This is a genomic window from Pseudomonas sp. T1.Ur (assembly GCF_023516725.1).
GTDB lineage: Bacteria > Pseudomonadota > Gammaproteobacteria > Pseudomonadales > Pseudomonadaceae > Aquipseudomonas > Aquipseudomonas alvandae.
The window spans coordinates 2,532,951-2,559,291 of sequence record NZ_JAMGSN010000001.1; the positions used below are offsets into that span (position 1 = coordinate 2,532,951).

Here is a 26,341-nt window from a genome sequence, read left to right on the forward strand (position 1 = left end):
TCAAACCTCGGTTTCTTGTGCGTGGGTGTCCAGGCGGGTGCGCTTTATCAGCCACCACACACCGAACAGATCAAGGATGCCCACCAGGGCGCGATCGAGGTTGCCGTAGTTGGAGACACCGGCGCCGCGCTCACGATGGTTGACCGGCTGGACCAGCATCCGGCCGTTGTGGCGACGAATCAGCGCCGGAATGAAACGGTGCATGTGATCGAAATACGGCAGCCGCAGGAATGCCTGGCGCTCGATCAGCTTGATGCCGCATCCAGTGTCCGGCGTCTGGTCCTTGAGCAGGCTGGCGCGCAGCTTGTTGGCGAATCGCGACGCCCAGCGCTTGCTCGCCGTGTCCCGGCGATTGACGCGATGCCCGGCCACCAACTTCACACCTGCGGGCGAACCCTCCGAACCGCGCACCAGGTCGAGCATCTTCGGCAAGTCCGCCGGGTCGTTCTGACCGTCGCCATCCAAGGTCGCCAACCAATGCCCGCGCGCCACCTCGGCGGCGTGGAAAATCGAAGTGCTTTGGCCGAGGGAACGGGCATGGCTGAGCACCCGCAGCTGGGGATAGCCGCCGCGTTGCAGCGCACGCAGCTCGGCCGCGGTGGCGTCGGTGCTGCCATCGTCGACCACAATGACCTCAAAGACCTCGTTGGCCAGGGCCGCACGCACTTCTTCCAGCAAGGGAATGAGGTTGCCGGCTTCGTTTTTCGCCGGAATCAGGACCGACACATAAGGAGTTTCCTGCATGACGCTCCAACAAGATTACGGGGAATGGGTGGGTTAAACGCGGTAATAGTGGCGGTACCAATCGACGAACGACTGCACGCCAACGGGCACCGGGACCTGCGGGCGAAAACCTACGCGCTGCTCAAGCTCACGGGTGTCAGCCCAGGTATCGACCACGTCGCCGGACTGCAACGGCAGGAAATGCTTGACCGCGCGCATGCCCAGAGCCTCTTCGATGCACTCGATAAACTGCAGAAGTTTCACCGGGCCGCCGAAGCCAATGTTGTAGACCTTGTTGGGCACGCCGGCCTCATCGGTTGGCGGCAGCGGCAGCAAGCGCACAAGGCCTTCGACGATGTCGTCGATATAAGTGAAATCCCGCGACATCGCGCCATCGTTGTAGACATCGAGGGGGCGGCCCTTGAGGATGGCGTCGGTGAACTTGAACGGCGCCATGTCCGGCCGCCCCCATGGCCCGTACACGGTAAAAAAGCGCAGGCCGGTGGTGGGAATGCCGTAGAGATGCGAGTAGGCGTGGGCCATCAGCTCATTGGCGCGCTTGGTCGCCGCATAAAATGACACCGGCTGGTCGACCGGATCGGTCGTCGCGTAGGGCAGGCGTTCGCTCAAGCCATAGACCGAGCTGCTCGACGCGTAGACCAGGTGCGCCGGCCGATGGGCTCGGCAGGCCTCCAGGACGTTGAGAAAACCCACAAGGTTGCTTTGTGCATACAGGTCGGGATTGTCGATGGAATAACGAACGCCCGCCTGGGCCGCGAAATGGATGACGTATTCAAAGGCGTTCTGCGCGAAAACATCCGTCAGGGCCGCCTTGTCCGCCACGTCCAGCCGCTGGAAGCGGAAGTTGCGGCGTTGCGCCAACTGCGCGAGGCGCGCCTGTTTCAATTCGACGCTGTAGTAGTCGTTGAGATTGTCGATGCCGATCACTTCATGGCCATCGCTGCACAGCCGCTTGGCCACATGAAACCCGATGAACCCCGCAGCACCCGTGACCAGCACCTTCATACGCTACCCAAAACGGTCACTTGCATACGTTACCCTGGCTGATGGCCCGGCTTTTCCGGGCGCTGCAGAGCCTTGTAGCAATAAAAGATGACGGTTTTATGAGCGTGCCGGTTTGCCCAGTGAACCCTATGTGGCAAAAACCTAGGTGGGAGCGAGCCTGCTCGCGAAGGCGGCGGGTCAGACGACACAACTGTTGATTGTTAAATCGCTATCGCGAGCAAGCTCGCTCCCACAAGAACTCCCTGCGCCTATCCAGGGGGATCAGTGAGGATCGTTGAGAATCAGGCTGCGGTAATGCCCTGGATTGGACCCGGACCACTTGCGAAACGCCTTGTAGAACGAGCTGGCATCGGCGAACCCCAGGCGCGAGGCAATCTCCACGAAACTGATGGACGGCTCGGCCAGCCAGGTGATGGCCAACTCCTTGCGCACGCTGTCCTTGAGGCCTTGGTAGGTCTGCCCCTCCTCCGCCAGCCTGCGGCGCAGGGTCGACGCTGACACACACAGCTGCTGGGCCAGTGCCTCGGTTTCCGGCCACTGTTCAGCAGGCAACTGGCGCAAATCATGCCGGATGCGGCTGGAGAGGCTTTGCGGGTCGCGGTACTTGACCAGGATGTTCGCGGGCGCCTGGGCCAGGAAGCGCTTGAGCTCTTCGGGGCTGCGCCGGATAGGCAGGTCCAGGCATTCGGCGGAGAAGATCATCCTTGTGCGAGGTCGGTCGAAGCGCAGGTTCTGGGAGAACATGACGCGATAATCGTCGCAGAAATCCGGCGCCGGGCAACGCAACTCGACAGACAGGATCGGGATGCGCCGCCCGGCCAGCCAGCAAGCCACGCCGTGGACGATCATCCAATAGGTGAAATAGGTAAACGCCCGACGTGGCGCCTGGTCTTCTTCGAGCAGGACAATTTCCGCCAGGCTCTGCTGGCGAACCCATTGGGCGGGCAGGTGTTCAAGCATCAGCGACAGGAAACCCAGCCCCGCCGTCAAGCCAGCGGCCAACGTCGGCTGGGCCATGGCGCATTGGCAAAGAAATGCCAGGCTGCCGGACTTGAGCTTGCGCGGGTCCATGCCGAAGAACTCGTCATCGCGGCGCCGGGCCAGCAGGCGCCAGAGCCGTGCATAGGCATGGGCTGGCACCCGGGCCTGGGGATCATTGAGCAAGGCCGGGGCTATGCCGACCTTTTCCAGGACTTCATCGGTTGCGGCGCCAGGCGCGCAGCTTTGCAACAGCGCCTCGCGCACCAACTGGATGGAGATGGTGTCTTTTTCCGCCATGGCACGGGTGTTCACAGGATCCGATAAAGCAATCGCTCTATCCGCACCCGGCTGACGCGCTTGAGGAACTTGCCCACCGCCGCCGGATAGTCCGGCAGGGTTTCCAGGTCCAGGTAGCGTTCGATGCGGTGGGTGTGGCGATAGATCTTTTCGAGCTCGGCCTGCCGCGACGCCAGCAGTTCGCCCTTGGGGTCGTCCAGCAACAGGGCGTTTTCCAGGTCCAGGCGAAACGCCCTTGGGTTCAGGTTGTTGCCGGTCAGCAAGGTGTAGCGCTCGTCGACCCACATGCCCTTGAGGTGGTAGGTGTTGTCGCCGTCGCGCCACAGGTGCAGGTTCAACTGGCCGCTGTCGATGTAGCGCTGGTGCCGCTTGGCGAAGCGGCGCAGGCTGATTTCGTACAGGTAGGGCAATGCGGCAATGATCTTGAACGGCTCGCTTGGCGGAATGTAGAAATCGTTGGCGGTCTTGTCGCCGACGATAATGTCGATCCGCACCCCACGGGCCAGGGCCCGGTTGATCTCCCGGGTCACCGCCAGCGGCAGGTTGAAGTAAGGCGTGCAGATGGTCAGTTGCTGGCGGCTGCTGGCAATCAGTTCACCGATCACTCGACTCAACGGGTTGTTCTTGCCGACGCCCAGCAACGGGCTGACCGACAGGCCACTTTTATCGAGGCTGCCAGCCGTGGTGTCGTAGGCCGCGTATTTGAGGCGACTGCGCAGGTCGCCAATGTCCTTGCGCAAACTGCGGGTGCTGGGCAGGTTCGGCAAGTCCAGGCGATGCACCGCCCGGGAGGCAACCAGGCCGTGCTGCACCAGGTGATGCATCGAATCGGCGAGCGCGGTGTTCTGCAGCAGGTGATAGCGGTCGTAGCGGTATTTATCGAATTTGTGCAGGTAGACGTTGTTCAGGCTGGCGCCGCTGTAGAGCACGCAGTCGTCGATCACGAAGCCCTTCAAGTGCAGCACGCCGAACAGCTCGCGGGTCTGCACCGGCACGCCGTAGATCGGCACTTCGCTGGCATGGGTACGCGTCTGTTCCTGATACCACGCCGAGTTGCCGGGCTGCTTCTTGGCCCCGATCAACCCGCGCTGGGCGCGCAGCCAATCCACCACCACGACCACTTCCAGCTCGGGACGCGCGGTCTTGGCGGCATGCAGGGCATCGAGGATTTCCTGGCCGGCCTCATCCTGTTGCAGGTACAGGGCGACGATGTAGATGCGCTGGGTGGCCTGGGCGATTTTTTCCAGCAGGCAACGGCGAAACTCGGCGGCGCCATCAAGGATGGTCACGGCATCGGCGGTCAGTGCAAAGCTGCGCAGCTTGGGCAGCAGGGAGCGTTTGAAAAGCGACGGCATAGGGCTCGCAAAAGGTCAAATCCGAAGAACCGACGAGCTTACACCATGATGGACGGCTTTGGGCCTCCCCCGCCCGATGAAAAAAAACATTTGACCAAGGAGAACGATCATTCTACTTTTAGAACCATGAATGAAATCAATAGCAGTGAAACACGAGACATCATCCTCGATGTCGCCGAAAAATTGATCTACAAAAGTGGCATCGCTGCCACCGGCATGGATCTCTTGGTAAAAACCGCCGGCGTCTCCAGGAAAAGTATCTACCGCTACTTCGCCAACAAGGACGATCTGGTCGTTGCTGCGCTCAAGCGCCGCGACGAACGCTGGATGCAATGGTTCAGCGGCGAAGTGGACAAGGCGCCGACACCGCTCGCACGGTTGCTCAGCCTGTTCCCGGTGCTCAAGGGCTGGTTCGAGAGCGAAGGCTTCCGCGGCTGCGCGTTCATCAACACCAGCGGCGAAACCGGCGACCCCCGGGATCCGGTTCGCCAGGTGGCGAAAATGCACAAGCAAAAGTTGCTCGACTACGTGACCGGCCTGTGTGTCGAGCAAGGCATCGAGCGCCCGGAGCGACTGGCCCGGCAGGTGCTCATTCTGATCGACGGCGCCATCACCCTCGCGCTGGTCATGGGCGACCATGACGCCGCCGATCAGGCACAGGACGTCCTGAAGACTTTGTTGGCCATTGAATAAGCAACGCGCGTACCTGCAAGCCCCCTGTAAGACAGTCATGCATTCATCATTTGGAGATTCGCCATGTCGTCCACTGCCGAAGTTCGTCCACCGCTGCCGCCGTTCACCCGTGAAACAGCCATCGAGAAAGTTCGCCTGGCCGAAGACGGCTGGAACTCTCGCGATCCGCAGAAAGTTTCACTGGCCTATACCCTCGATACCCAATGGCGCAACCGCGCTGAATTCGCCCATAGCCGGGAAGAAGCCAAGGCTTTCCTGACTCGCAAGTGGGCCAAGGAACTGGATTATCGGTTGATCAAGGAACTCTGGGCCTTCACCGACAATCGCATCGCCGTGCGCTACGCCTATGAATGGCACGACGATTCGGGCAACTGGTTCCGTTCCTACGGCAATGAGAACTGGGAATTCGACGAGCAGGGCCTGATGTTCAACCGCTACGCCTGCATCAACGACATGCCGATCAAGGAAAGCGAACGTAAATTCCGCTGGCCCCTGGGGCGTCGGCCAGACGACCACCCGGGGCTTTCCGACCTGGGGTTGTAACACCAAAACCTGACCTGACCCCAACCTGTGGGAGCGAGCTTGCTCGCGATGAGCTGGCAGTCGACACCTCTGTTGACTGGCCGGCCGCCATCGTCGGAACGCCGCCCGGAGCAAGCTCGCTCCCACACTGTTTTTTGTCAGTCTTTGGTTCGATTCAGCAAAAACTCCAGCAACGTCACCGCGCAGGCCTCGATACTCCCGTCCACGATCAGTTCGTAACCGTGGGTATTTTCCGTCGGGATCGCAATGCAGCCGCCTTGGGCCGACACCCCACTGCTCATGATCGCACTGGCATCGCTGGCGAAATCCGCTAGCAGCGCGAATTGTGGCGTTAGCCCGCAGCGCTTGCCGGCCTGGTACAACTGGTCGACGATCCCACGGTGGTAGCAGCCGTTTTTATCGCCGGTGTTGATGATCGGATCGACGCCCAGGCGGGTGGCGTATTCCGCGACCACGGGGCCGACCTCAACGGCAACCGTCGCATCCCCTGGCAGGTGGCTGGCGGCGTAGAGCGCGCCGGCATTGGATTCCTCTTCTTGCGTGGTGAACACGAAATACACGTCGTGCGTGAGCGCTTCGCGGCGGCTGCCCAATAACGTGGCGGCCTGGAGGCTGGCGACCATGGGCGCGCGGTCATCGAGGAAATGCGCGGCGATGGCATCACCGACCCGGAACGGGCGCCGCCAATGCTGGCTCAACACCACTCGCGTGCCGGGGCGCACGCCGTGGGCCTGCAGTTGCTCACTGGAACAACGGGTAATCACATGCACATCGCCCCAATTGACGTTTCCCGCCAGGACATCCGCCCCCTGATGGGTTTCCCCGGTACTGTGCATCGATCCGAATGACAACACACCCGGAATGAAGTCCCGGTCACCGAGAATGTCCACCGGGCACACCCCGAAATTGATCGGATTGGCGCCGCCCAGCGAGACCACCCGCAATGTGCCGTCGGGCTCGATACGCTTGACCAGCATGGCGATTTCGTCCAGGTGCGCCATGATCCGGATCGGCAAATTCGTTTCGGCGCCTGGCGGGTTTCCCTTGATCAGGCCGATGACATTGCCGGCCGGATCGACCCAGGTTTCGTCGCAGTGCGGTTCCAGCTCCCGCAGGCAGATGTCGCGCACTTCATGCTCCTGCCCGCCGGGCCCACGGGCCATCAGCAGCTCTTCCAGCAGCGGTAAGGTGGACGGATAGGGTTGCATTGAAGGGGGTCTCCTTTTCCAGGTTCGGCCCACTGACGAAGCGGGCCGCGACGTGTTTGTCTTCTTGAACACGACTGGCGCTGAAAAATTTAATCGGATCCTGGCGAAACTGACGAGCGGGCCTGGCCGGCACGCGGACAGGCGGCCCGTCCGAAGGGTTGACCGACGCGCCGCCAGGCATCACATTGCCTGGGTCGCCCCTACGCCAAAAGGCGGTTTTGTTGTGTCGCAGACCTTGTGGAGCCCATGACCGCGTCGATTCCGATCCGTCCCCCCTGCCCGCCTGGCGTATGTGATTGCGGGCGTGATGCGTTGCTGCAAACGCCGGGCAGCGACTTGCGCATCCTTTGCCTGAATCGCCAGGAAGAGAAGCGCTTGCTTGAGCGATTGGAGAATATCCAGAGCCTGGACGAGCTGGAGCGGCTGCAGCAGCGGCTGTTCGAGAACCTGGGCGTGCGCCTGACGATCGAGCCGGGGCATAACGAGGTGCGCACCATGCGCGGTATTGCCATCGAGTTTCAGGAACAGCCAGGGCTGTGCCGCAAGATTCGCCAGTCGATTCCGGCTGCGATTCGGCGGGGGCTGGAGAGGCGGCCTGAAATTGCCTGGCGGCTGTTGGATTCCCGGGATCTGTTTCGTGGGGGTTAATGGGTGTTTTTCCATACATTCTTCCCTACCTTCGCCCATACCTTCGTATAGTCCCCTCACACCCACGCATACCCGCACTGACCCTATGTAGAAGTGCCCCACCTCTCGCCGCCACATACCATCTCCCACAGCGAACCGAAGCTGAATACGCCTGCGATTCCAAACGCCAGGCCAAGCCCTTCAACTCGTTCGCCACACGGTCACGCTGAAACAAACAATTCAACGTATCGATTTCGTCTTTGGGAGCACATCATGAAACAGCACATCTTGATCGTCGGCGCCGGTTTTGGCGGTGTATGGAGCGCACTCAGCGCCGCTCGCCTGCTCGACCAGCATGATCGCAATGACGTCCAGATCAGCGTCCTGGCGCCCCAGGCGGAGTTGCGCATCCGCCCGCGTTTCTATGAACCCGAGGTCCATACCATGATGGCGCCCTTGGGCGAGTTGTTCGATGCGGTCGGCGTGAACTTCATCCACGGGGTCGCCGAAAGCATCGACGTGAACCGCAAACAAGTTGGCTACCGGGATGTTTTCGGCGGCCTCGCCTCGCGAAGCTACGACCGGCTGGTACTCGCGGCGGGCAGCAAAGTGATGCGACCTGACCTCGAAGGCATGCTGGAACACGCGTTCGACGTCGACGAGATCGAACAGGCGGCGCGCCTTGAAGCCCATCTGAAATCCCTCGCAACCCTGCCCGATAGCCCTGCTCGCAATACCGTAGTGGTGGCCGGCGGCGGTTTCACCGGGATCGAAACCGCCACCGAAATGCCCGCCCGCCTGCGCGCCGTCCTGGGCAGCGACGCCAACATCCGCGTCATCGTCGTCGACCGTGGGCCGACAATCGGTGCCGCGCTGGGCGAAGGGATCAGCCCATCGATCATCGAAGCCTCCGACCACCTGGGCATCGAGTGGATCCTCAATGCCACGGTCGAATCGGTGGATGCCGGCGGCGTCACCTTGTCGGACGGCCAGCGGATCGAATCCAGGACCGTGATCTGGACCGTCGGCTTTCGCGCAAGCTCACTGACCGAACAAGTCCCTGGCACCCACGATCGCCAGGGCCGCCTGCACGTCGATGGGCATCTGAAAGTCCTGGGACAGAACGACATCTTCGCCGCTGGCGACGTCGCCTATGCCGCGACCGACGACCTGGGCAATTTCGCCTGCATGTCCTGCCAGCATGCCATCGCCCTGGGCCGCTACGCGGGCAACAACGTGGCCGCCGACCTGCTCGGCGTCGCGCCGATGACTTACAGCCAGCCCAAATACGTGACGTGCCTGGACCTCGGCGCCTGGGGCGCGGTGTACACCGAAGGCTGGGATCGCCAGGTGAAGCTGGTCGGTCGGGAAGCCAAGGAGCTCAAGCACCAGATCAACTCGGTGTGGATCTATCCGCCCGCCGCCGACCGCGCCGCTGCACTGGCCGCCGCTGATCCATCAATCCCGGTGGCCTGATGCTCATGGCCTGAAGCATCCGCCCTACCCCGGCCAGTCCCTCCTTCTGTGCCGGTCTTTCCCAGACGCCTGCCAAGGTTTTTTCGGCGGGCGTTTTTTCTGCTCGCGCGTCAACCCAGCCTGGATATCGCCACTGCCCAGCTAAATCCGTGGCAACGCCCGTCGCCCCGCACCGGCCGCTCACGGTAAGGTAGCCGAAACCATCCGGATCGAGGTGTGCCGTGGCGTCCTACTCCTTGCGTCAGTTGAAGTATTTCGTCACCACCGTGGAATGTGGCAGCGTCGCCGAGGCCTCTCGCAAGCTGTACATTGCCCAGCCGTCGATTGCCACGGCGGTCAAGGGCCTGGAAGACAGCTTCGGCGTGCAGTTGCTGATCCGTCATCACGCCCAGGGCGTCTCGCTGACACCGGCCGGTGCGCGGTTCTATCGCAAGGCCCAGGAGCTGTTGCGCATGGCCCGGGAATTCGAGCAGAACGCGTTGGCCGACAACGACGTGGTCAGCGGGCAGATCGACATCGGTTGCTTCGAAACCGTCGCCCCGCTCTACTTGCCACGGCTGATCGCTGGTTTTCGCGAGCGCTTTCCCGGCGTGGAGATCCGCGTGCAGGATGGCGAGCAGCAGGAGCTGGTCCAGGGCCTGACCGGTGGGCGTTTCGACCTGGCGATCTTTTATGAGCACGACCTCGACAGCACGATCGAAACCGAAGCGCTGACGGCGCCGCAACGGCCTTATGCCTTGCTACCGGCCGGGCATCGCTTCGCCAATCAGTCGCAGGTATCGCTACGCGACCTGGTGCTTGAGCCGATGATCCTGTTGGACGTCCAGCCCAGCCGTACCTATTTCGTCAGCATTTTCGAGGAGCTGGGCCTGACGCCGAACATCGTCTTCAGCTCGCCCTCTATCGAGATGGTGCGCGGCATGGTCGGCCAGGGATTTGGCTTCGCCGTGCTGGTGACCCGCCCGCAATCGACCTGCACCTACGACGGACAGCACGTGGTATGCGTGAGTATCGCCGAGGACGTGACGGGTTCGGCACTGGTGGCCGGTTGGCTCAAGCGCGCGCACCTGACCAAGCCGGCGCAGTTGTTCGTGGATTATTGCAAGGAGCAGTTCAAGGAGTGGTTGGCGTAGGCCGGCGAACCAAATCCCCTGTGGCGAGGGAGCTTGCTCCCGCTGGGCTGGGTTGTAGGAGCTGTCGAGCCCGTAGAAGCTACCGAGCCCGTAGGAGCTGCGGAGCGAAGCGAGGCTGCGATCTTTTCAAGATCAAAAGATCGCAGCCTCGCTTCGCTCCGCAGCTCCTACGGGCTTGGCGGGAGCAGGTTCCCTCACCACAACAGCGGTTTCTAGCGAGCCGCCCAGGCGTTGAAACGCTGCTCCAGCTCCTCGCCGTGATCGACCCAGAACTCCGCGTCTACGGCTTGCGCCTGCGCCAGGTTGGCCTCGGCGGTGGGCAATTGTTCCCGAACCTCGGCGGGCAGCAGGGCCAACGTCTGGCGATGCACCGGTCCGTACGGGATGTTCTCCGAGAAGACTTTCTGCGTCTGCGGCTGACTGGCAAAGGCGATGAACTTCTCGGCCAGGGCCTTGTTAGGCGTGCCTTTGACCACCGCCCAATACTCCGGGTCATACAGGCTCTGCGGCCAGACGATGCTCAGTTTCATGCCTTCCTTCTGCGCCGAGGCGATGCGACCGTTGTAGGCGGCACTCATCGCCACGTCCCCGGCCACCAGCCATTGCGCCGGCTGGGCGCCTGCCTCCCACCACTGGATGTTCGGCTTGATCTGGTCCAGCTTGGCAAATGCCCGTGTGACGCCCTCCGGTGTGTTCAATACCTTGTAGACGTCCTCGGTCTTGACGCCATCCGCCAGCAAGGCGATTTCCAGGGTGTACTTGGCACCCTTGCGCAAACCGCGCTTGCCCGGGTACGTCTTCACGTTCCAGAAGTCCGCCCAGGACGTCGGCGCCTTGGCGAGTTTGCTCTGGTCATAAGCCAGGACCATCGACCAGACATACGTCGCCACCCCGCACTCGGTGAGCGCTCCCGGAACGAAATCCCCGGGTTTGCCGATGGCCGTCGGGTCGAGTCTTTCGAACAAGCCCTCTTCACAACCGCGCAGCAGCTCGGGACTTTCCACTTCGACCACATCCCAACTGGTGTGCCCGGCCGCGACCATCGCCTTGATTTTCGACAGCTCGCCGTTGTATTCGCCCGCCACGATGTTTCCCGCACCGCTGGCGTTGAAGGGTTGGAAGTAGGCCTTGTCCTGGGCCAACTTGGTGGCGCCGCCGAATGAAATCACGGTCAGGCTTTGTGGCGCGGCCAGGACGCTGGTGCTCAGCAACGCCAGGGCACACGCAATGTTGCAACGCAAGGATCTGGACATGAAGCGGTTCCTCGAAAATGCCGGCTCGCCCGCACGAGTCGGCGACGGGACTCAAAAGTGACCGTAAGCGCGGGCGGCGTGGTCTACAGCGATTACAAAACTGTTCATCCTGGGTCCCGTCCATCGGGCTCGCTCAGGTGAATCGCCAGGCGATCCATCAACCGATCGCAGGCGGCCATTTGCTCGACGCTGACGTACTCGTCGGGCTTGTGCCCTTGGTCCATGCTGCCGGGACCGCAGACCACGGTCGCAATGCCGGCCTGATGAAACAGCCCGCCTTCGGTGCCGAATGCCACGGTGCCAAAGGCGTCGCTGCCACACAGCTGGGCCACCAGGCGCGCGGCTTCGCTGTCCGCCGCGGTCGCCAGGCCGGGGTAGGCCGACAAAGCCTCGAAACGGATCGCGGTGTCGGCATGAACCGCCCGCATCCTCGGCAGCAGCGCCTGTTCGGCGTAGTCCTGCAATTTCTCCACCACCCGCTGCGGGGCGAAGTCCGGCAAGGCGCGTACCTCGAAGTCGAAGCGGCAATCGGCGGGGACGATGTTCAGTGCCGTGCCGCCCTGGATCACGCCGACCTGCACCGTCGAATAGGCCGGGTCGAAGCGCACGTCGTGCTGCGAAGGCTCGGCCAGCTCCGCGCCGATCGCACCCAGATGGCCGATGAGGCGCGCCGCCTGTTCGATAGCGTTGACCCCGTAAGGCGCGTAGGCGGAATGACAAGGCGCGCCTTTGACATGGCAACGCATTGCCAACTTGCCCTTGTGGCCCAGCACGGGTTGCAACTCGGTGGGTTCGCCGATCAGGCACAAGGCCGGTTGCGGAACCCGTTGCGGCAGGATTTCCAGCAGGCTGCGCACACCCAGGCAACCGACTTCTTCGTCATAGGAAAAAGCCAGGTGCACCGGACGCCGCAGCGGGCTGGCGAGAAAAGTCGGCACCGCCGCGAGCACGCAAGCCAGGTAGCCTTTCATGTCCGCCGTGCCGCGCCCGAACAACTTGCCGTCCTGCTCGCTCAGGCGGAACGGCTCGACCGTCCAGGCTTGCCCATCCACCGGCACCACATCGGTATGCCCGGACAACACCACGCCGCCCGGCACCGAAGGGCCGATGCTCGCCAGCAGGTTGGCCTTGGTGCGCTCGGCGTTGTAGATCAGCTCGCTGCTCACGCCCAGCCCATGCAAGTAGTCGCGGATGAATTCAATCAAGGCCAGGTTGGAATCGCGGCTGACCGTGGCAAAGCCCACCAGCTCGGCAAGCAATGCGCGGCTGCGCAACTCACTCATCGCCCGGCACTCCATAGCTGGGCGCCTGGGTTGGATCGAGGGCGCGCGTGAGGTAATCCTGCAACTGCGGCTGATAGGCGAGCCAGAGTTTTGCCAGTTCGCCGATGGGGTTTTCCTCGGCCCAGTCCACCCGTAGATCGACGATTGGCCAGGTCAGGTCATCCACCACTGACAACGCCGCCGAATGCACCGCCCCGGCTTCGCCACCGGCGGCCTGTCCCGCCTGCAATGCGCCCAACAGCCGGGACGCAAGACTGCCCTCGCCTTGCTCGAATGCCGCGACCATCGCGGCGATGACGTCGTCGCCGGCCAACAGATTGCCGGCCGCCACACACTGCTCACCGACCACGGCGCCATTGACACCCAAGGCGTGGCGACCACTGAAAACCGCCGTGCGCCCCTGGGCATCCACCACGGCCACCTGTCGGTACTCGCTGTAGCCGTTACGCGCCAGGGCACGATCCAGCGCCTCTTGGGCCCGCGAACCGGCGGCCAATTCGTCGAGCACCTGCGGGCCCAGCGCAGGCAATGTGATGTTCTGGCTCGACACCGCGCCAACCCCGGCCCGCAGCCAGGGGCAACGGGCGCCGACGGCAATGCTCGACGAGCTGATGGCGATGCCCAACTGGCCGGTTTCAGCGCAGCGTCCGACGATGGAAAACGTCATGTCGTGCTCCTTATTCGGGGATGACCGCGATCACATCGATTTCCATCAGCCACTGAGGCTGGCCGAGGGCGCTGACCACCAGCCCAGTGGAAATCGGGAACACGCCCTTGAGCCACTTGCCGACCTCCTGGTACACCGACTCGCGATAGCGCGGGTCGATCAGGTAGGTGGTGGTCTTGACGATGTGGCTCAAGTCGCTGCCGGCTTCTTCCAGCAGTTGCTTGACGTTGCGCATGGCCTGTTCGGCCTGGGCCCGCGGATCGCCGAGGCCGACCAACTGGCCGTTGAAATCGGTGCCGACCTGTCCACGGACGTACACGGTATTGCCCGCGCGCACGGCCTGGCAGAGGTCGTTGTCCAGGGTCTGGTTCGGGTACGTGTCCTTGGTGTTGAACATGCGGATGCGAGTATGAGTAGGCATCAACGAACTCCCGTCAGGCTGGTTTTCAAAGGTTGCGAAACGCGCTGGGACGCATCGCGGTAGTCGAAGTACGTGCGCTGTTTGACGATGTGGTCGGTGATATGCCGGGCGTCATGCCACACGCCCCAGATGAACGCCGAGCCGCGCCTCGACAGCCATGGCAGGCCGACAAAATAGAGGCCCGGCTCGCTGCTGACGCCGCGCTGATGGCGAGGCTTGCCGTCGGCTTTCAGCACATCGACCTTCAGCCAGCTGTAATCCACCGAATACCCGGTGGCCCAGATGAGGGTCGTGACGCCCGCCTCGGCCAGGTCCAGTTCCTGGATCGGATGGGTCATGCATTCAGGGTCGGGCAACAACCGGCGCGCCTCGGGTTCGGGCGGCAGGTCCAGGCCATTGCGCTCGATATAGGCATCGGCAGCGTCGAGCAAGGCCAGGTAGTTCTCATCGCCACGGGCGATGTTCTCGGCAAGGTTGGACTCGAAACTCACCACGCTGCCGTTGAAGGCCCGGGTCAGGCCCACCAGCGTGATGCCTTCGTGGGCCAGCCGACGAAAGTCGACGGTGTGGCCGCCCCGCGCCCCGCTCACGGCGATGGTCACGTGCTCCTTGCCCGGCTTGACCGCTTCGGCATCCCACTCGCCCAACACCCCCAGCCACCAGCAGAAATCCCGGTTGCGATAGGCCCGTGGCGGACGATCGTGAGCCCCCACCGAGAGGTAGACCTGCCTGCCGGCGCGCTGCAGTTCATCGGCGATCTGCACCCCCGAGGACCCAGCACCGACCACCAGCACGGCGCCTTCGGCCAACTGCGCGGGGTTGCGGTATTGCGCCGAATGAATCTGGGTGACCGTGGCTATCTCCGGCGCGATGGGCGGGATGACGGGGCGTTGGAAGGGCCCGGTGGCGACCACCACGTTGGTCGCTTCTATCTGGCCGTCCGACGTATCAACGGTGAAACCCGGGCGTCCGCCAGTGCGCTCGACTTTGCGCACGTCCACCCCGGTGCGGATCGGCGCGTTGAATTTACGGGCGTAGGCTTCGAAGTACTCGGCCACCTGGTCCTTGGAGGCGAAGGCATCGGGATCCAGGCCGGCGAATTCGAGCCCGGGAAAGCGGTCATGCCAGGCCGGACCGTTGGCAACCAGGGAATCCCAGCGTGATGTGCGCCAGGCCTCGGCGATGCGGTTGCGCTCGACCACCAGATGCGGCACGCCTTGCCGGCTCAAATGTTCACTCATGGCAACACCGGCCTGGCCGGCGCCTATTACAAGCGTATCGATGCGTAGGGTTTCAACGGGCATGTCTGGGCACTTCCGGCAGTAGGTTTGGCTCAGGTCGGCGCGGTGCCGCCTCGGGTATCGTTTCTTGTTGTTCTGCGATTGCAGCTATTGAAATGAGCTGTCGAGGCGATTGTGTTGGCAGGTAGGAATTTGCGAAACGAGGCTTTTTATTGCGGCAGGGAAGGAAAAAACTGCTCGGGCCGGCGTTGCGCCAACCGAGGGCAATCCACGGTCAAGAAGTACCGAAAAGGTGCGCTCAGCTCGGCCGGGCCGGGAACGCCTTGAGTTCGAGTTTCTCCATCACCAACCCGATGAACGCCGAGACCGCCAAGGGCAGTTGTCGTCGGCTGGGGTAAAGCACGTTCAAGCCGAAGCCGCTGCGTTGGTACTGCGGCAACACGCGCACCAGCCGGCCGGCTTCGAGATCCATGGCGCTCAGCGCCGACGGCAGCACGGCAATGCCCAGGCCCGCCACCGCAGCCTTGCGCAACGCCTGGGCGGTGTTGGCGTTGAAGCGGCTGGGTATCTGCACCTCCACTTCATGACCATCCGGACCAATGAGTTGCCACTGGCTCAGCCCACTGGGATGGGGAAAATTCACGCTGTAGTGCCGACCCAGGTCGTCCAGCGACGCCGGGATGCCCCACGCAGCGATGTAGGCCGGACTGGCGACCATGCCGTCGCTGGCATTGCTCAGTAGTTGCCGACCGACGTACCCCGAATCCTGCAGCACACCGCCTCGAAACGCGACATCGATGCGATCGGCAATCAGGTCGACACGGGCATCGCTGAGCACGAAATCGAGTTGCACCCGCGGGTGCGCGGCGAGGAAGTCGGCAATCCATTCCATCGGGAAAAAGTCAAAGAAATCCGCCATCGCGGCGATCCGCACCAGGCCGGCTGGTTCGTCACTGCCGTGCATCAATGCCTGGCCCGCGTCCATCAAGCCGTCCACCGCGCCCACGCAACGCTCGTAAAACCCCTCGCCCGCGTGGGTCAGCGTGAGCTTGCGGGTGGAGCGCTGCAGCAACCGTGAACCCAGTTGCGCTTCCAATTGCTGGACGCGCCGGCTGACGGTGTTCGAAGGCATGCCCAACTGCCTGGCCGCTTCGGCAAAACTGCCGCTGCGCACCACTTGGACAAAAAGCGCCACGTCGTTCAGGTCCAGCATTGGCATTCCTTCGTTTTATGGATGAGTTCAATCCGATTGTATCGACTAATCAATCCATTGGAAGCCGCTTACGCTTTGCCCATCGAACCCAACGTGCCCCAGAACGGCGAGGACCTTCATGAACAGCATCGTCGCGACACCACCGCGCACCATCGTCCACCACACTCGCGGCAGCAGCCATGGCCCCATCACCCGGCTCATGAGCCCCGGCGATCTCGGCCAACTGTGCAAACCTTTCGTGTTCCTCGACCTGTTCGAATTAAACGCCAAGGGCATGCCACGCGGCTTCGGCATGCACCCTCATTCCGGGATCGCAACACTGACCTACATGATCGAGGGCGAAGTGGCCTATGAGGACACCACCGGCAAATCCGGCACGCTACCGAGTGGCGGCATGGAGTGGATGCAAGCCGGTAACGGCGTCTGGCATGACGCCCGGCCCGTTGGCGGCTCCGCCATACGCGGTTTCCAGCTCTGGGTAGCGTTGCCGCCGGCCCAGGAGAATGCCCCGGCCCACAGCGTTTATCTCGCCCCATCCGAGATTCCTCGGGAAGGTCCGGCGCTGGTCCTGCTTGGGCAATACGGCGCCGCGCGCAGCAGTGTTGCCGCGCCCGCCGGCATGAACTACCTGGCCGTGCAGCTCAAGGACAAGGAGCACTGGCGCTACACACCGCCGGCCGGACACGACGTTGCGTGGCTGGCCGTCAACAGCGGCAGCCTCGACGCGGGCGCAAATATCACTGCTGGGGAAATGGTGATCTTCCAGGACTCCGCCGCAGCCATCGACATCGTTGCCCGGGGCGCGACCTCCTTCGTGCTCGGTTCGGCGGTCAAGCATCCCCACGACCTGGTGATGGGGCACTACTCAGTCCACACCAGCGTGGCCGCACTGGAACAGGGCGAAAGCGAAATCCGCCGCATCGGCGCCCAGTTGAAACAACAAGGGCGGCTGGCCTAGCCGTCCCTCGATACCCCTTTTCAATCCTGACAATCAAAGGTGCCCCATGAGCCACATCGGTCTTGATCTTCTGCTGTCCCGCGTCCAAGTCGGCAAGCTGTCCTTGAAAAATCGCATGATCATGGCGCCCATGACCCGCAGCCGCGCAGGCGACGGCGATGTCGCGACGCCGCTCATGGCCGAGTACTACAGCCAGCGGGCCAGCGCCGGACTCATTGTTACCGAAGGCTCGCAGGTTTCGGCCCAAGGCAAGGGTTATCTGCGCACCCCCGGGATTTTTACGCCCCAGCAGGTCGCCGGCTGGAAACAAGTGACCGACGCCGTTCACGCCCAGGGTGGGCAAATCTACCTGCAACTCTGGCACGTGGGCCGGTTGTCCCACTCCCTGGTCCAGGCTGACGGCGCCCTGCCCGTGGCCCCTTCAGCAATCAAGGCCGACGGTGAGATCTACACCGCCGAGGGTCCCAAGCCGTATGAGCTGCCACGGGCGTTGACGCTGGATGAAATCCCCGGGGTGGTCGCCGACTTCCGCCAGGCCGCCCTGAACGCGAAGCTCGCCGGTTTTGACGGTGTGGAAATCCACGGCGCCAACGGCTACCTGATCGACCAGTTCCTGCGTGACGGCACCAACCGGCGCACCGACGCCTACGGCGGCTCGATTGAAAACCGCGCGCGCTTTCTCAAGGAAGTGGTCGAGTCGGTGATCGAAGTGTTTGGCGCCAGCCGCGTTGGCGTTCGCCTGTCGCCGATCTTCAGCTACTTCTCGATGACTGACAGCCATCCCCAGGCGACTTTCGACTACGCGGCCCGGATGCTTAGCCGCTATGGCCTGGCATACCTGCACATCGTGGAACTGGGCGAAGGCGCGTTCGATTTCCTCGAACTCAAGCGACGCTTTGGCGGGCCGTACATCGCCAACGGCGGCTACAGCGCTGAACGTGCGGGGGCGGCGATCAGCCAGGGCAGCGCTGACCTGGTAGCGTTTGGGACACCGTTCCTGGCGAACCCGGACCTGGTGGAGCGTTTCCGCTTGGGTGAAGCGTTGAATGCGCCCGATCCCGCCACGTTCTATCAAGGTGAAGAGGCTGGTTATACGGATTATCCGACCCTGGCGATGGTTGAAAGGCAGCCATGACAACTGACAATGGGCTGCCCCGTCGCTTCACCAGAGACCGCGTTTAAAGCCGATAACCGTGGCGAGGGAGCTTGCTCCCGTTGGGTCGCGAAGCGGCCCTGAGATCTGTGGGTATTCGGCAACCACAGCACTCATGTACACCACAGCGCCCTGTGGGAGCGAGCCTGCTCGCGAAGGCGGTATTACAGCCAACATCATCACTGACTGACCCACCGCTTTCGCGAGCAAGCTCGCTCCCACATTGGATCCGGGGCGGACATGCGGCACATGCATCAACATAAAAACCTGTGGGAGCGAGCTTGCTCGCTCCCACATTTGGATATGCGGCAGCCACAGGACTCAGGTACACAACAGTCCATCCTGAGGAACAAGCTCCCTCGCCACCTGTACATCATCCTTTGAACGACGCGCATCACGCCCAACAGCAGGTTGGGCTTTCACGCAATCGCATCTTCCGGCTCAGTCACCGGGACATGCTCCGGAACATAAGCGAAACCCGCTGCTTCCCAATCCCGCCACCCCGGTGTCTCGTCCGGCAGCCAAGGCGACGGAATCGGTTCGATCAGCACGGCAGTCCACTTGCCCTTCACCTCAACCTGCCAATACCAGCCAGCTTCGACGGTGCCCGCAATTTCCACCGCCAACGGCATGAATTTTCCCTCACGGGCAAGTGGCTTAAGCTTCCAGCCAGGAATGAGCTTGCTCTGGACGCGGGCAAGGCGTTCCGCCAGTAACCCAAACAGCAACGCAGGCAATTGCTCATAGGAACACGAGCGCCGACCGTTCTCGTCGCCTACGAACTTGGTAAACCCCAACGATTGTTGCTTGGAGGCCAAGATGTCCAGCTCTTCACCGGTACGCACATGGAACGTGATGGTCCCCAGATCCAGTGCGCTGTCATTGAAGCTCACCTGAGAATCCATCTGCGCAAGGATATAAAACTGGGCAGGAAAAACCGCCTCCTTGAGGTTCTTGTCGTCGATGATATTCCAGCGGCAGGTCTTGTTAAGCCGCCAATTATCCGGTGATCTCGTGCTCTTGATTTCCAGCGTAACACCCCAGCTCAGTTGCAAATCAAACACGTCACCGTGTGGCTGAACCTGATAGAACTCCTCGATGCTACGGGTCAAATCCCCTTTGCGAGGCGTATAGGTGGTCAGCGCCCTGACCGTGTCGCCGACAATACTGTCGTTGTCAGCGATCAGCTTTTTGGCCACGAGATATTCGATCAGCACACCGCGTAAAACCGGCACGTCCATATTGGAAAACGCCCATTGCCAGAAGTCGTTGGCGGTATGAGGCGTGGCTGAGTTACCAAAAGTGAAGGTTGTTCCCGCATCCAAAAAGCGCTTCAGATTTTCGATTTCCATTTCGTTCCCGTTTTGTCGCGACAATAGAGGCGTAATGATGGCATGCGTGGCGCACTCCGGGAATGCTGCCTGGCATGTCCAGCCATGTTTCCCTAGACGCTTTCCGGTACATCGACCTGCAGCGGCACCACCCGCCTCGCCACCGGCCCTGCCGACGTGGCCGTCGCAGCCTCGACCAAGGCATCGACGGCCTCTTCCGCCAAGGCGATCACCGGATGGGAAAGTACCGCCTGGACCAGTCCGGTCTTCAACGCGTCGCGGGTCAGCGGCGTGAGGTCATGGCACACCACCACGGGCAGGCGAAGCTGTTGTTCCTGAAGGCTACGCAGGGCGCGCAATACCCCGGCGATGCCGCCGCCAGCCACATAGAGCCCCGCCAGGTCGGGTTCTGCCGTGAGCAGGTCGACGGTGTTGCCATAGGCAAATTCGTCGTCCTCCAGGGTCAGGCGCGAGGCGAGCAGTTCCCACTCGCTGGAGTGCTCCGCCAGGTAGCTGCGAAAACTCAACTCGCACAACTCCTGGCACTGGAAACGCTGGCTGCTGAGCATCACCGCCACCGGGCCCGGCTGCCTGGCGAGGCGGCTGATGAACCAGCCAGCCGTACGGCCTGTAAGGCGGTTGTCGAGGCCGGCGTATCCGGTGCCAGCGCTGCTCGATAATTCCGACAGCAACGCCACCACCGATATGCCTGTCTCACGCAATTGGGCCACCGCCTCGCGCACCCTGGGGTGATCGACCGCCACCACGCCGAGGCCGTCCACTTGGTCGCGCAGGGCCAGGATGCGTTGCGCCACGTTGGTCGGATCGAGGTCGTCGAGGTAGCCGATGACCACCCGAATGCGCGCCCGCGCGCAGGTGGCGGCGGCGTTTGACAGAGCGTGGGCCAGCCCTTGGTAGAACGGCACGCCGCTTTTCTGCAACAGGAAGCCCAAGCGCAAGGTGGGACGGTCGTTGAGCACGCGCTGCTCGATCACACCCTTGGCATGAAAGCCCAAGCGCCCCGCCGCTGCCGCGATGCGCTGGGCGGTGTCGGCGCGGACATCGGCGCGCAGGTTCAGCACGCGGTCCACCGTCGACAGGCTCACGCCGGCTTCCCGGGCGACGTCGGCCATGGTGGGGCGTAGTTTTCGGCGGGGCTGCCTTGACATGTCTTGACACCTCTTTTCGGCATCATGAGGGGTTTTGACACATTAAGCCAACACCCCATGGCCCGCTCCGCACCGAGGCAATAGCATCAGGGCAAGACAAAAACAACAACACAGCCGGAGTGCTTCCATGGCGATTCACATCTGCACGGCGCCCTGCTGCTGGGGCGTCGATGACATCAAGAACCCGTTCCTGCCGCCGTGGCAACGGGTGCTGGGCGAAGCCGCCGAGGCCGGTTATCGCGGCATCGAGCTGGGGCCTTGCGGCTATCTGCCGCTGGAGGCCGGGACCCTCAGCCCAGCGCTGTCGGAGCACGGCCTGCACATCGTCGCGGGGACGATTTTCGATGACCTGGTCAGCCCGGCCAACCTGCCGGAGTTGCTGCGCCAGGCCCACGCCATTTGCGGGTTGCTCAAACAGTTGCCGCCCATCGAACCGCAACCCGGCCAACGCTTCGGCGGCCCCTACCTGGTGATCATCGACTGGGGCCACGACGAACGCGACTACGCGGCCGGCCACTCGGACCGCGCGCCACGCTTGGACGACGCGCGCTGGAACGCCATGATGGCGCACATCCGCGCCATCGCCGACATCGCCTGGCACGCCTACGGTATCCGCGCAGTCATCCATCCTCACGCGGGCGGCCACATCGAATTCGCCGATGAGCTGGCGCGGCTGGTGGATGACATTCCCCACGACATCGCTGGATTGTGCCTGGACACCGGGCACCTCTACTACGCAGGCATGGACCCGCTCGCATCGCTGCGTACCTACGCTCATCGCGTGGATTACATTCATTTCAAGGACATCGACCCGACGGTCTTCGACCAGGTGTTGAACGAACGCATCCGCTTCTTCGCCGCCTGCGCCCGGGGCGTGATGTGCCCGATCGGGCGTGGCGTCATCGATTACCCGGCGCTGCATCGCCTCCTGCATGAGCTCGGTTACCAAGGCTGCATCACCGTCGAACAGGAACGCGACCCGCGCAATGCCGCCAGCAGCCTGGAAGACGTGGCGGCCAGCCGCGCCTACCTCTCCCGCATCGGTTTTTAAAGGAAAAGGAGTCCTCATGATCAACGGCAGCAACATCCTTGCACGCCCCCTCCGCTGGGCCATGGTCGGCGGCGGCGAGCACAGCCAGATCGGCTATATCCACCGCTCGGCCGCCCTGCGCGACCGCAACTTCGACCTGGTCGCCGCCGCGCTGGACATCGACCCCGAGCGTGGCCGGGCCTTCGGCCAACGGCTGGGCATCGACCCGGCGCGCTGTTATCCGGACTACCTGAGCCTGTTCGAGCGGGAAGCGCAGCGGCCCAATGGCATCGAGGCGGTGTCGATCGCCACCCCCAACGGCACGCACTACGCCATTACCCGCGCGGCCCTTGAGGCCGGCTTGCATGTGGTCTGCGAGAAACCGCTGTGCTTCACCTTGGACGAGGCCGAGGCGCTGCGGGACCTGGCGAAATCCAAGGGCCGCATCGTCGGCCTGACCTACGGCTATGCCGGGCACCAGTTGATTGAGCAGGCGCGGGCGATGATCGCCGCCCACGAGCTGGGGCAGATTCGCATGGTGCACATGCAGTTCGCCCATGGTTTCCATAGCGCACCGGTGGAGGCGCAGAACCAGGCGACGCAATGGCGCGTCGACCCACGCCAGGCTGGGCCCAGCTATGTGTTGGGCGACGTGGGCACGCATCCGCTGTACCTGTCCAAAGTCATGCTGCCCGAGTTCAAGATCAAACGCTTGATGTGCAGCCGGCAAAGCTTCGTCGCCAGCCGGGCCCCGCTGGAGGACAACGCCTACACCTTGATGGAATACGAAAGCGGCGCGATGGGCATGGTCTGGTCCAGCGCGGTGAACGCCGGTTCCATGCACGGCCAGAAAATCCGCGTGATCGGTTCCCGGGCGAGCCTGGAATGGTGGGACGAACGCCCCAACCAACTGAGTTTCGAAATCCAGGGCCAACCCGCGCAAACCCTGGAGCGCGGCATGGGTTACTTGCATCCCGACGCGTTGCAAGATGACCGCATCGGTGGCGGCCATCCCGAAGGGCTGTTCGAAGGCTGGTCCAACCTCTATCGGCGCTTCGCCCTGGCCATGGACGCCGCCAACCGTGGCGACACCGAGGCGCTGGCTGCGCTGCGCTACCCCGACATCGACGCCGGCGTGGACGGCGTGCGCTGGGTCGAGCGTTGCGTGGAATCGGCTAATAACGATTCAACCTGGATCGCCTACTAGCCGGTGCCGTCGAATCATTGGGAGCTTGATCCCGCTGTAGGAGCTGGCGAAGCCTGCGATCTTTTGATCTTGATCTTGATTTTCGCTTGAGACTCAAGTGTTTGGGGAAAGATCGCAGCCTCGTTGCACTCGGCAGCTCCTACAGCAGCTCCTACGGGCACAGTCCAGCGGGGTGGTGCGACGTGTCGCTGAATCCACTCGCCACAGGTCATCAACGTAGATAAATGGAGAACAACAATGAAAATCGCCCTCGATCCCTACATGCACCGCCATTTGAGCCTGCCGGACCTCTGCCGCAAGACCGCCGAGCTCGGCTACGAATACCTCGAGCTGTCGCCACGGGAAGATTTCTTGCCGTGGTGGGTACGCCCGCGGGCCCACAAGGAACGCATCGCCGAATTCAAGAAAGCCCTGCGCGACCACGATTTGCAATTGGCTTCGCTGCTGCCGATGTACCGCTGGGCCAGCCCGCACGAGGACGAGCGCCGGGCTGCGGTGAACTATTGGAAAGAAGCGATCCAGGTCGCCGTGGAGATGGGCTGCACCACGATGAACTCCGAATTCGGCCGCGGGCCGTCGCCGGATCGCGGGCATAAGGTCAGTTGCTGTGGTGGCGTGCACAGCCATGAGTCGAGCGAAGCGGCCTGGTGGCGGTCGATGGAGGAACTGGTGCCGATCTTCGAATCCGAAGGCGTCACGCTCAACGTCGAGCCCCATCCGGAGGACTGGTGCGAGACGCTGCACCCGGCCCTGGACATGCTCAAGACCCTTGGCTCGGACAACGTCAAGTTTCTCTATTGCACGCCCCACACGTTCTACTTCGGCGATGACATGAAAGCCATGATCGCCGAAGCCGGGTCGATGATTGCCCACGTGCACATCGCCGACACCTACAATCACAAGGCCTCGTCCGGCCTGCGCTATATCGTCAACCCGCCCGGCGCCAAAGTGACGGTGCACCAGCACATGGACATGCACCAGGGCGAGATCGACTGGGACCTGTTCTTTGGCGAGCTGGCCAAGACCGGCTTCGACGGCATCGTCACCGCGTGCGTGTTCGGCTGGGAGGAACGCGCAGATGAATCCGGGCGCTTCATGCGCCAGGAAATCCAGGCCTACGTCGACAAGTACTTCAGGTAAACCGTGCCCGTTACGGCAGCAACGGCACGATCCGCGGCTCGATCGCCTGTTCGCTGATCTCCAGCAGCGCCAGCGTCACCGGCAGCTTGAACCGCCGCCGGCCGGCGCTGCCGGGGTTAAGGTAAAGCCGCTCGCCCCGCCACTCGATCATCGGCTTGTGGGAATGGCCGGTGATCACCAGCCTTACGTCCGGGGCAAGGGGCGTCGGCACGTCGGCGATGTCATGGACCAACAGCACTTGCCATCCGCCAAGGTCAAATTGCAGGCAGTCGGCGATGTGCCCTGCCCAATCGGCCGGCAGGTCATTGTTTCCCCGCACCACGTGCAGCTCGCCAATGGACGCCAAGGCTTCCAGAATCTGCGGGCTGCCAATATCACCGGCATGAATGATCCGCTCGCAACCTTGCAGCGCCGCAAGCGCTTCGGGGCGCAGCAGGCCGTGGGTATCCGAAATGACGCCAACTTTCATGAACCATCCTCTTGCAGCGTGTGTCGTGGGCTGTATCTGTCTCGTCGCAGTTAGCTAACATGCTGAAATCGAATAGGATAGGCTCCGCGCAGAGGCGCGTACCTGTCGTGGAAAGGATATGTCAATGCTCGGACGCAAGCAGCCAGAGCCAAAAATCGAAAGCCCCGATGAAGCCTTCTCCCAGCAGGCTGTGCGAGCCGGTGCGGCATTTCGGCTGACCGTCAGCTTCATGCTCGTGGTCATCATCGCCTTCCTGGCCGTCGAAGGCTGGCGAACATGGCGTGATTATCGCGCGGCCTTTGCCTCTGCCCGCGATTCGGTGAACAACCTGGCACGGGCGACCGCCCAACACGCCGAAGACACCATTCGACAAGTGGACGTCGCCACCGCCGCCCTTGCCGAGCGGGTGGAAGGCGATGGTCTACAAAACATGGACATCCCGCGCATCCACAGGCTGCTGGTGCAACAGGCGGCGATCATGCCGCAGTTGCACGGGCTGTTCATCTACGGGCCAGATGGCCAGTGGCTGGCGACGGACAAGGAAGTGATCCCGGAAACGGCGAACAATGCCGACCGCGACTATTTCCAATACCACCGCACCCACGGCGACCGGGGCGTACGCATCGGCGAGGTGATCAACAGCCGCTCCACCAACGATTTGATCATTCCAGTCTCCAGGCGCCTGAACAATCCTGACGGTTCGTTCGCGGGCGTGCTGCTCGGGACCGTCAAGGTCAGCTATTTCGTCGATTATTACGGTGATTTCAAGATCGACGACAAGGGTGCGCTGGTCCTGGCGACACGCAGTGGAACGATCCTGGTGCGCCGGCCTTTCGTCGCCTCGGTGATCGGCAAGAGCCTGGTCAACAGCGTGATCTTCCGGGAGCATTTGCCCACCTCCAACCAGGGCGTCGCCGAAGCCAGGGCCGTCGTCGACGCTACCGAGCGCCTCTACGGCTACCGGGCCCTGACCACCTACCCGTTGGTGGTGGAGGCCGGCCTGTCCCGGGATTCAATCATCGGCCCCTGGCGTCGCGACCTGCTCAAGACCAGCCTGGTACTGGTATTCCTGATCTCGGTACTGGTGGCTTTCGGCCTCATTGTGCTGAGCCAGCTGCGCTACCGCATGACTATGGAAAAGCAGATCCGTAGCGCTCACCAGGCCATGCGCGACATGGCGCTGACCGACAGCCTGACCGGGCTGGGCAATCGTCGGCGGCTGGACATCGCCCTGGCCGATGAGCTGCGCCTGGCCAAGCGCCAGGGTTCGTCCCTGGCCTTGATCATGCTCGACGTCGATTACTTCAAGCGCTTCAACGACCGCTACGGGCACGCGGCCGGTGACGATTGCCTGCGGGCCATTGCCGGCGCGATCGGGCAGACCATCAAGCGGCCGGGTGACCTGGCGGTCCGGTATGGTGGCGAGGAGTTCACCGTGTTGCTGCCCAACACGGACAGTCCGGGCGCCGCCAAGGTCGCACAGCAAATCCTCGAAGCCGTCCGGGCCTTGAACATCGAGCATGGCGATCATCCCTTGGGGATCGTGACCATCAGCGCCGGCATCACCACCTGCCAGCCAAGCAACGAGGACGCAACCCCGGCCATGCTGATCAAGGCCGCAGACGCGTTTTTGTACCTGGCGAAGAACACCGGGCGAAACCGCTGGTGCAGTGCCGGTGCATCCCGGCCCTGACACAGCGCGATCAACCGCATATCGCCTCATGTCACCCAATGTCGGGTTGCG

25 protein-coding genes are annotated in these 26,341 nt (G+C 62.7%); 11 read left to right on the forward strand and 14 right to left on the reverse strand.

Features of this window, described 5'->3' with window-relative positions:
- The 4 genes from M8Q45_RS11400 to pssA form a co-directional block, all read right to left on the reverse strand.
- Complete coding sequence (locus M8Q45_RS11400; RefSeq protein ID WP_249874819.1) at nucleotides 1-744, reverse strand: glycosyltransferase family 2 protein; 744 nt, start codon at nucleotides 742-744, stop codon at nucleotides 1-3.
- A gap of 33 nt (nucleotides 745-777) precedes the next feature.
- A complete protein-coding gene (locus tag M8Q45_RS11405) occupies nucleotides 778-1,749 on the reverse strand; it encodes an NAD-dependent epimerase (protein ID WP_249874820.1) in 972 nt (323 codons plus the stop codon).
- 261 nt (nucleotides 1,750-2,010) lie between these two features.
- The gene (locus tag M8Q45_RS11410) at nucleotides 2,011-3,027 is read right to left on the reverse strand and encodes an AraC family transcriptional regulator (protein ID WP_249877314.1); all 1,017 of its coding nucleotides are present in this window, start codon (nucleotides 3,025-3,027) and stop codon (nucleotides 2,011-2,013) included.
- An 11-nt stretch (nucleotides 3,028-3,038) separates the two neighbouring features.
- Entirely contained in the window at nucleotides 3,039-4,382 is a 1,344-nt protein-coding gene (gene pssA / locus M8Q45_RS11415) for a CDP-diacylglycerol--serine O-phosphatidyltransferase (protein ID WP_198796515.1), read from the reverse strand.
- A gap of 126 nt (nucleotides 4,383-4,508) precedes the next feature.
- On the opposite strand from pssA, the gene M8Q45_RS11420 reads away from it, so the two are divergent.
- A complete protein-coding gene (locus M8Q45_RS11420; protein ID WP_249874821.1) occupies nucleotides 4,509-5,075 on the forward strand; it encodes a TetR/AcrR family transcriptional regulator in 567 nt (188 codons plus the stop codon).
- A gap of 63 nt (nucleotides 5,076-5,138) precedes the next feature.
- Nucleotides 5,139-5,618, forward strand: coding sequence for a nuclear transport factor 2 family protein (locus M8Q45_RS11425; protein WP_249874822.1), 480 nt, complete (start codon nucleotides 5,139-5,141; stop codon nucleotides 5,616-5,618).
- A 137-nt stretch (nucleotides 5,619-5,755) separates the two neighbouring features.
- Here the strand turns inward: M8Q45_RS11425 and M8Q45_RS11430 are convergent, their stop codons facing one another.
- Nucleotides 5,756-6,826, reverse strand: coding sequence for a M42 family metallopeptidase (locus M8Q45_RS11430; RefSeq protein ID WP_249874823.1), 1,071 nt, complete (start codon nucleotides 6,824-6,826; stop codon nucleotides 5,756-5,758).
- Nucleotides 6,827-7,072: 246 nt separating this feature from the next.
- Between M8Q45_RS11430 and M8Q45_RS11435 the strand changes: the two genes are divergently transcribed.
- The 3 genes from M8Q45_RS11435 to M8Q45_RS11445 all read left to right on the forward strand — a co-directional run bounded on the left by M8Q45_RS11435 (nucleotide 7,073) and on the right by M8Q45_RS11445 (nucleotide 10,062).
- Complete coding sequence (locus M8Q45_RS11435) at nucleotides 7,073-7,474, forward strand: hypothetical protein (protein ID WP_249874824.1); 402 nt, start codon at nucleotides 7,073-7,075, stop codon at nucleotides 7,472-7,474.
- A 252-nt stretch (nucleotides 7,475-7,726) separates the two neighbouring features.
- Nucleotides 7,727-8,929: an NAD(P)/FAD-dependent oxidoreductase gene (locus M8Q45_RS11440; RefSeq protein WP_249874825.1), complete on the forward strand. Its 1,203-nt coding sequence runs from the start codon at nucleotides 7,727-7,729 to the stop codon at nucleotides 8,927-8,929.
- 221 nt (nucleotides 8,930-9,150) lie between these two features.
- Complete coding sequence (locus M8Q45_RS11445) at nucleotides 9,151-10,062, forward strand: LysR substrate-binding domain-containing protein (RefSeq protein ID WP_249874826.1); 912 nt, start codon at nucleotides 9,151-9,153, stop codon at nucleotides 10,060-10,062.
- Between the two features lie 212 nt (nucleotides 10,063-10,274).
- Here M8Q45_RS11445 and M8Q45_RS11450 read toward each other — a convergent pair whose 3' ends face one another.
- The 6 genes from M8Q45_RS11450 to M8Q45_RS11475 form a co-directional block, all read right to left on the reverse strand.
- Entirely contained in the window at nucleotides 10,275-11,315 is a 1,041-nt protein-coding gene (locus M8Q45_RS11450) for a gamma-aminobutyric acid-binding protein (RefSeq protein ID WP_249874827.1), read from the reverse strand.
- 104 nt (nucleotides 11,316-11,419) lie between these two features.
- A complete protein-coding gene (gene argE / locus M8Q45_RS11455; protein ID WP_249874828.1) occupies nucleotides 11,420-12,598 on the reverse strand; it encodes an acetylornithine deacetylase in 1,179 nt (392 codons plus the stop codon).
- Entirely contained in the window at nucleotides 12,591-13,265 is a 675-nt protein-coding gene (locus tag M8Q45_RS11460) for a DUF1028 domain-containing protein (RefSeq protein WP_249874829.1), read from the reverse strand. The genes argE and M8Q45_RS11460 overlap by 8 nt, the downstream gene beginning before the upstream one ends.
- A gap of 10 nt (nucleotides 13,266-13,275) precedes the next feature.
- Complete coding sequence (locus M8Q45_RS11465; RefSeq protein ID WP_249874830.1) at nucleotides 13,276-13,686, reverse strand: RidA family protein; 411 nt, start codon at nucleotides 13,684-13,686, stop codon at nucleotides 13,276-13,278.
- Entirely contained in the window at nucleotides 13,686-14,990 is a 1,305-nt protein-coding gene (locus M8Q45_RS11470) for a flavin-containing monooxygenase (protein WP_249874831.1), read from the reverse strand. The genes M8Q45_RS11465 and M8Q45_RS11470 overlap by 1 nt, the downstream gene beginning before the upstream one ends.
- 235 nt (nucleotides 14,991-15,225) lie before the next feature.
- Nucleotides 15,226-16,140 carry a LysR family transcriptional regulator gene (locus M8Q45_RS11475; RefSeq protein WP_249874832.1) on the reverse strand — a complete coding sequence of 305 codons (915 nt, stop codon included), beginning with the start codon at nucleotides 16,138-16,140 and terminating at the stop codon, nucleotides 15,226-15,228.
- Nucleotides 16,141-16,258: 118 nt separating this feature from the next.
- Here M8Q45_RS11475 and M8Q45_RS11480 point away from each other — a divergent pair, with 118 nt between their 5' ends.
- A complete protein-coding gene (locus M8Q45_RS11480; RefSeq protein WP_249874833.1) occupies nucleotides 16,259-17,098 on the forward strand; it encodes a pirin family protein in 840 nt (279 codons plus the stop codon).
- A gap of 46 nt (nucleotides 17,099-17,144) precedes the next feature.
- Nucleotides 17,145-18,233: an alkene reductase gene (locus tag M8Q45_RS11485; protein ID WP_249874834.1), complete on the forward strand. Its 1,089-nt coding sequence runs from the start codon at nucleotides 17,145-17,147 to the stop codon at nucleotides 18,231-18,233.
- 437 nt (nucleotides 18,234-18,670) lie between these two features.
- Here M8Q45_RS11485 and M8Q45_RS11490 read toward each other — a convergent pair whose 3' ends face one another.
- Both M8Q45_RS11490 and M8Q45_RS11495 read right to left on the reverse strand, forming a co-directional pair.
- Nucleotides 18,671-19,603: a hypothetical protein gene (locus M8Q45_RS11490; RefSeq protein WP_249874835.1), complete on the reverse strand. Its 933-nt coding sequence runs from the start codon at nucleotides 19,601-19,603 to the stop codon at nucleotides 18,671-18,673.
- 92 nt (nucleotides 19,604-19,695) lie between these two features.
- Nucleotides 19,696-20,751, reverse strand: a complete 1,056-nt coding sequence (locus M8Q45_RS11495; protein WP_249874836.1) for a LacI family DNA-binding transcriptional regulator — start codon at nucleotides 20,749-20,751, stop codon at nucleotides 19,696-19,698.
- 127 nt (nucleotides 20,752-20,878) lie between these two features.
- On the opposite strand from M8Q45_RS11495, the gene M8Q45_RS11500 reads away from it, so the two are divergent.
- The 3 genes from M8Q45_RS11500 (at nucleotide 20,879) to M8Q45_RS11510 (ending at nucleotide 24,128) form a co-directional block, all read left to right on the forward strand.
- Nucleotides 20,879-21,802 (forward strand): TIM barrel protein, encoded by a 924-nt coding sequence (locus M8Q45_RS11500; protein WP_249874837.1) that lies wholly within the window; start codon nucleotides 20,879-20,881, stop codon nucleotides 21,800-21,802.
- Nucleotides 21,803-21,818: 16 nt separating this feature from the next.
- Nucleotides 21,819-22,988, forward strand: coding sequence for a Gfo/Idh/MocA family protein (locus M8Q45_RS11505; RefSeq protein WP_249874838.1), 1,170 nt, complete (start codon nucleotides 21,819-21,821; stop codon nucleotides 22,986-22,988).
- Nucleotides 22,989-23,225: 237 nt separating this feature from the next.
- Entirely contained in the window at nucleotides 23,226-24,128 is a 903-nt protein-coding gene (locus M8Q45_RS11510) for a sugar phosphate isomerase/epimerase family protein (RefSeq protein WP_249874839.1), read from the forward strand.
- Nucleotides 24,129-24,138: 10 nt separating this feature from the next.
- Here M8Q45_RS11510 and M8Q45_RS11515 read toward each other — a convergent pair whose 3' ends face one another.
- Nucleotides 24,139-24,597 (reverse strand): metallophosphoesterase family protein, encoded by a 459-nt coding sequence (locus M8Q45_RS11515; RefSeq protein WP_249874840.1) that lies wholly within the window; start codon nucleotides 24,595-24,597, stop codon nucleotides 24,139-24,141.
- A gap of 124 nt (nucleotides 24,598-24,721) precedes the next feature.
- Here M8Q45_RS11515 and M8Q45_RS11520 point away from each other — a divergent pair, with 124 nt between their 5' ends.
- Nucleotides 24,722-26,290 carry a sensor domain-containing diguanylate cyclase gene (locus tag M8Q45_RS11520; RefSeq protein WP_249874841.1) on the forward strand — a complete coding sequence of 523 codons (1,569 nt, stop codon included), beginning with the start codon at nucleotides 24,722-24,724 and terminating at the stop codon, nucleotides 26,288-26,290.
- Nucleotides 26,291-26,341: the final 51 nt, after the last annotated feature.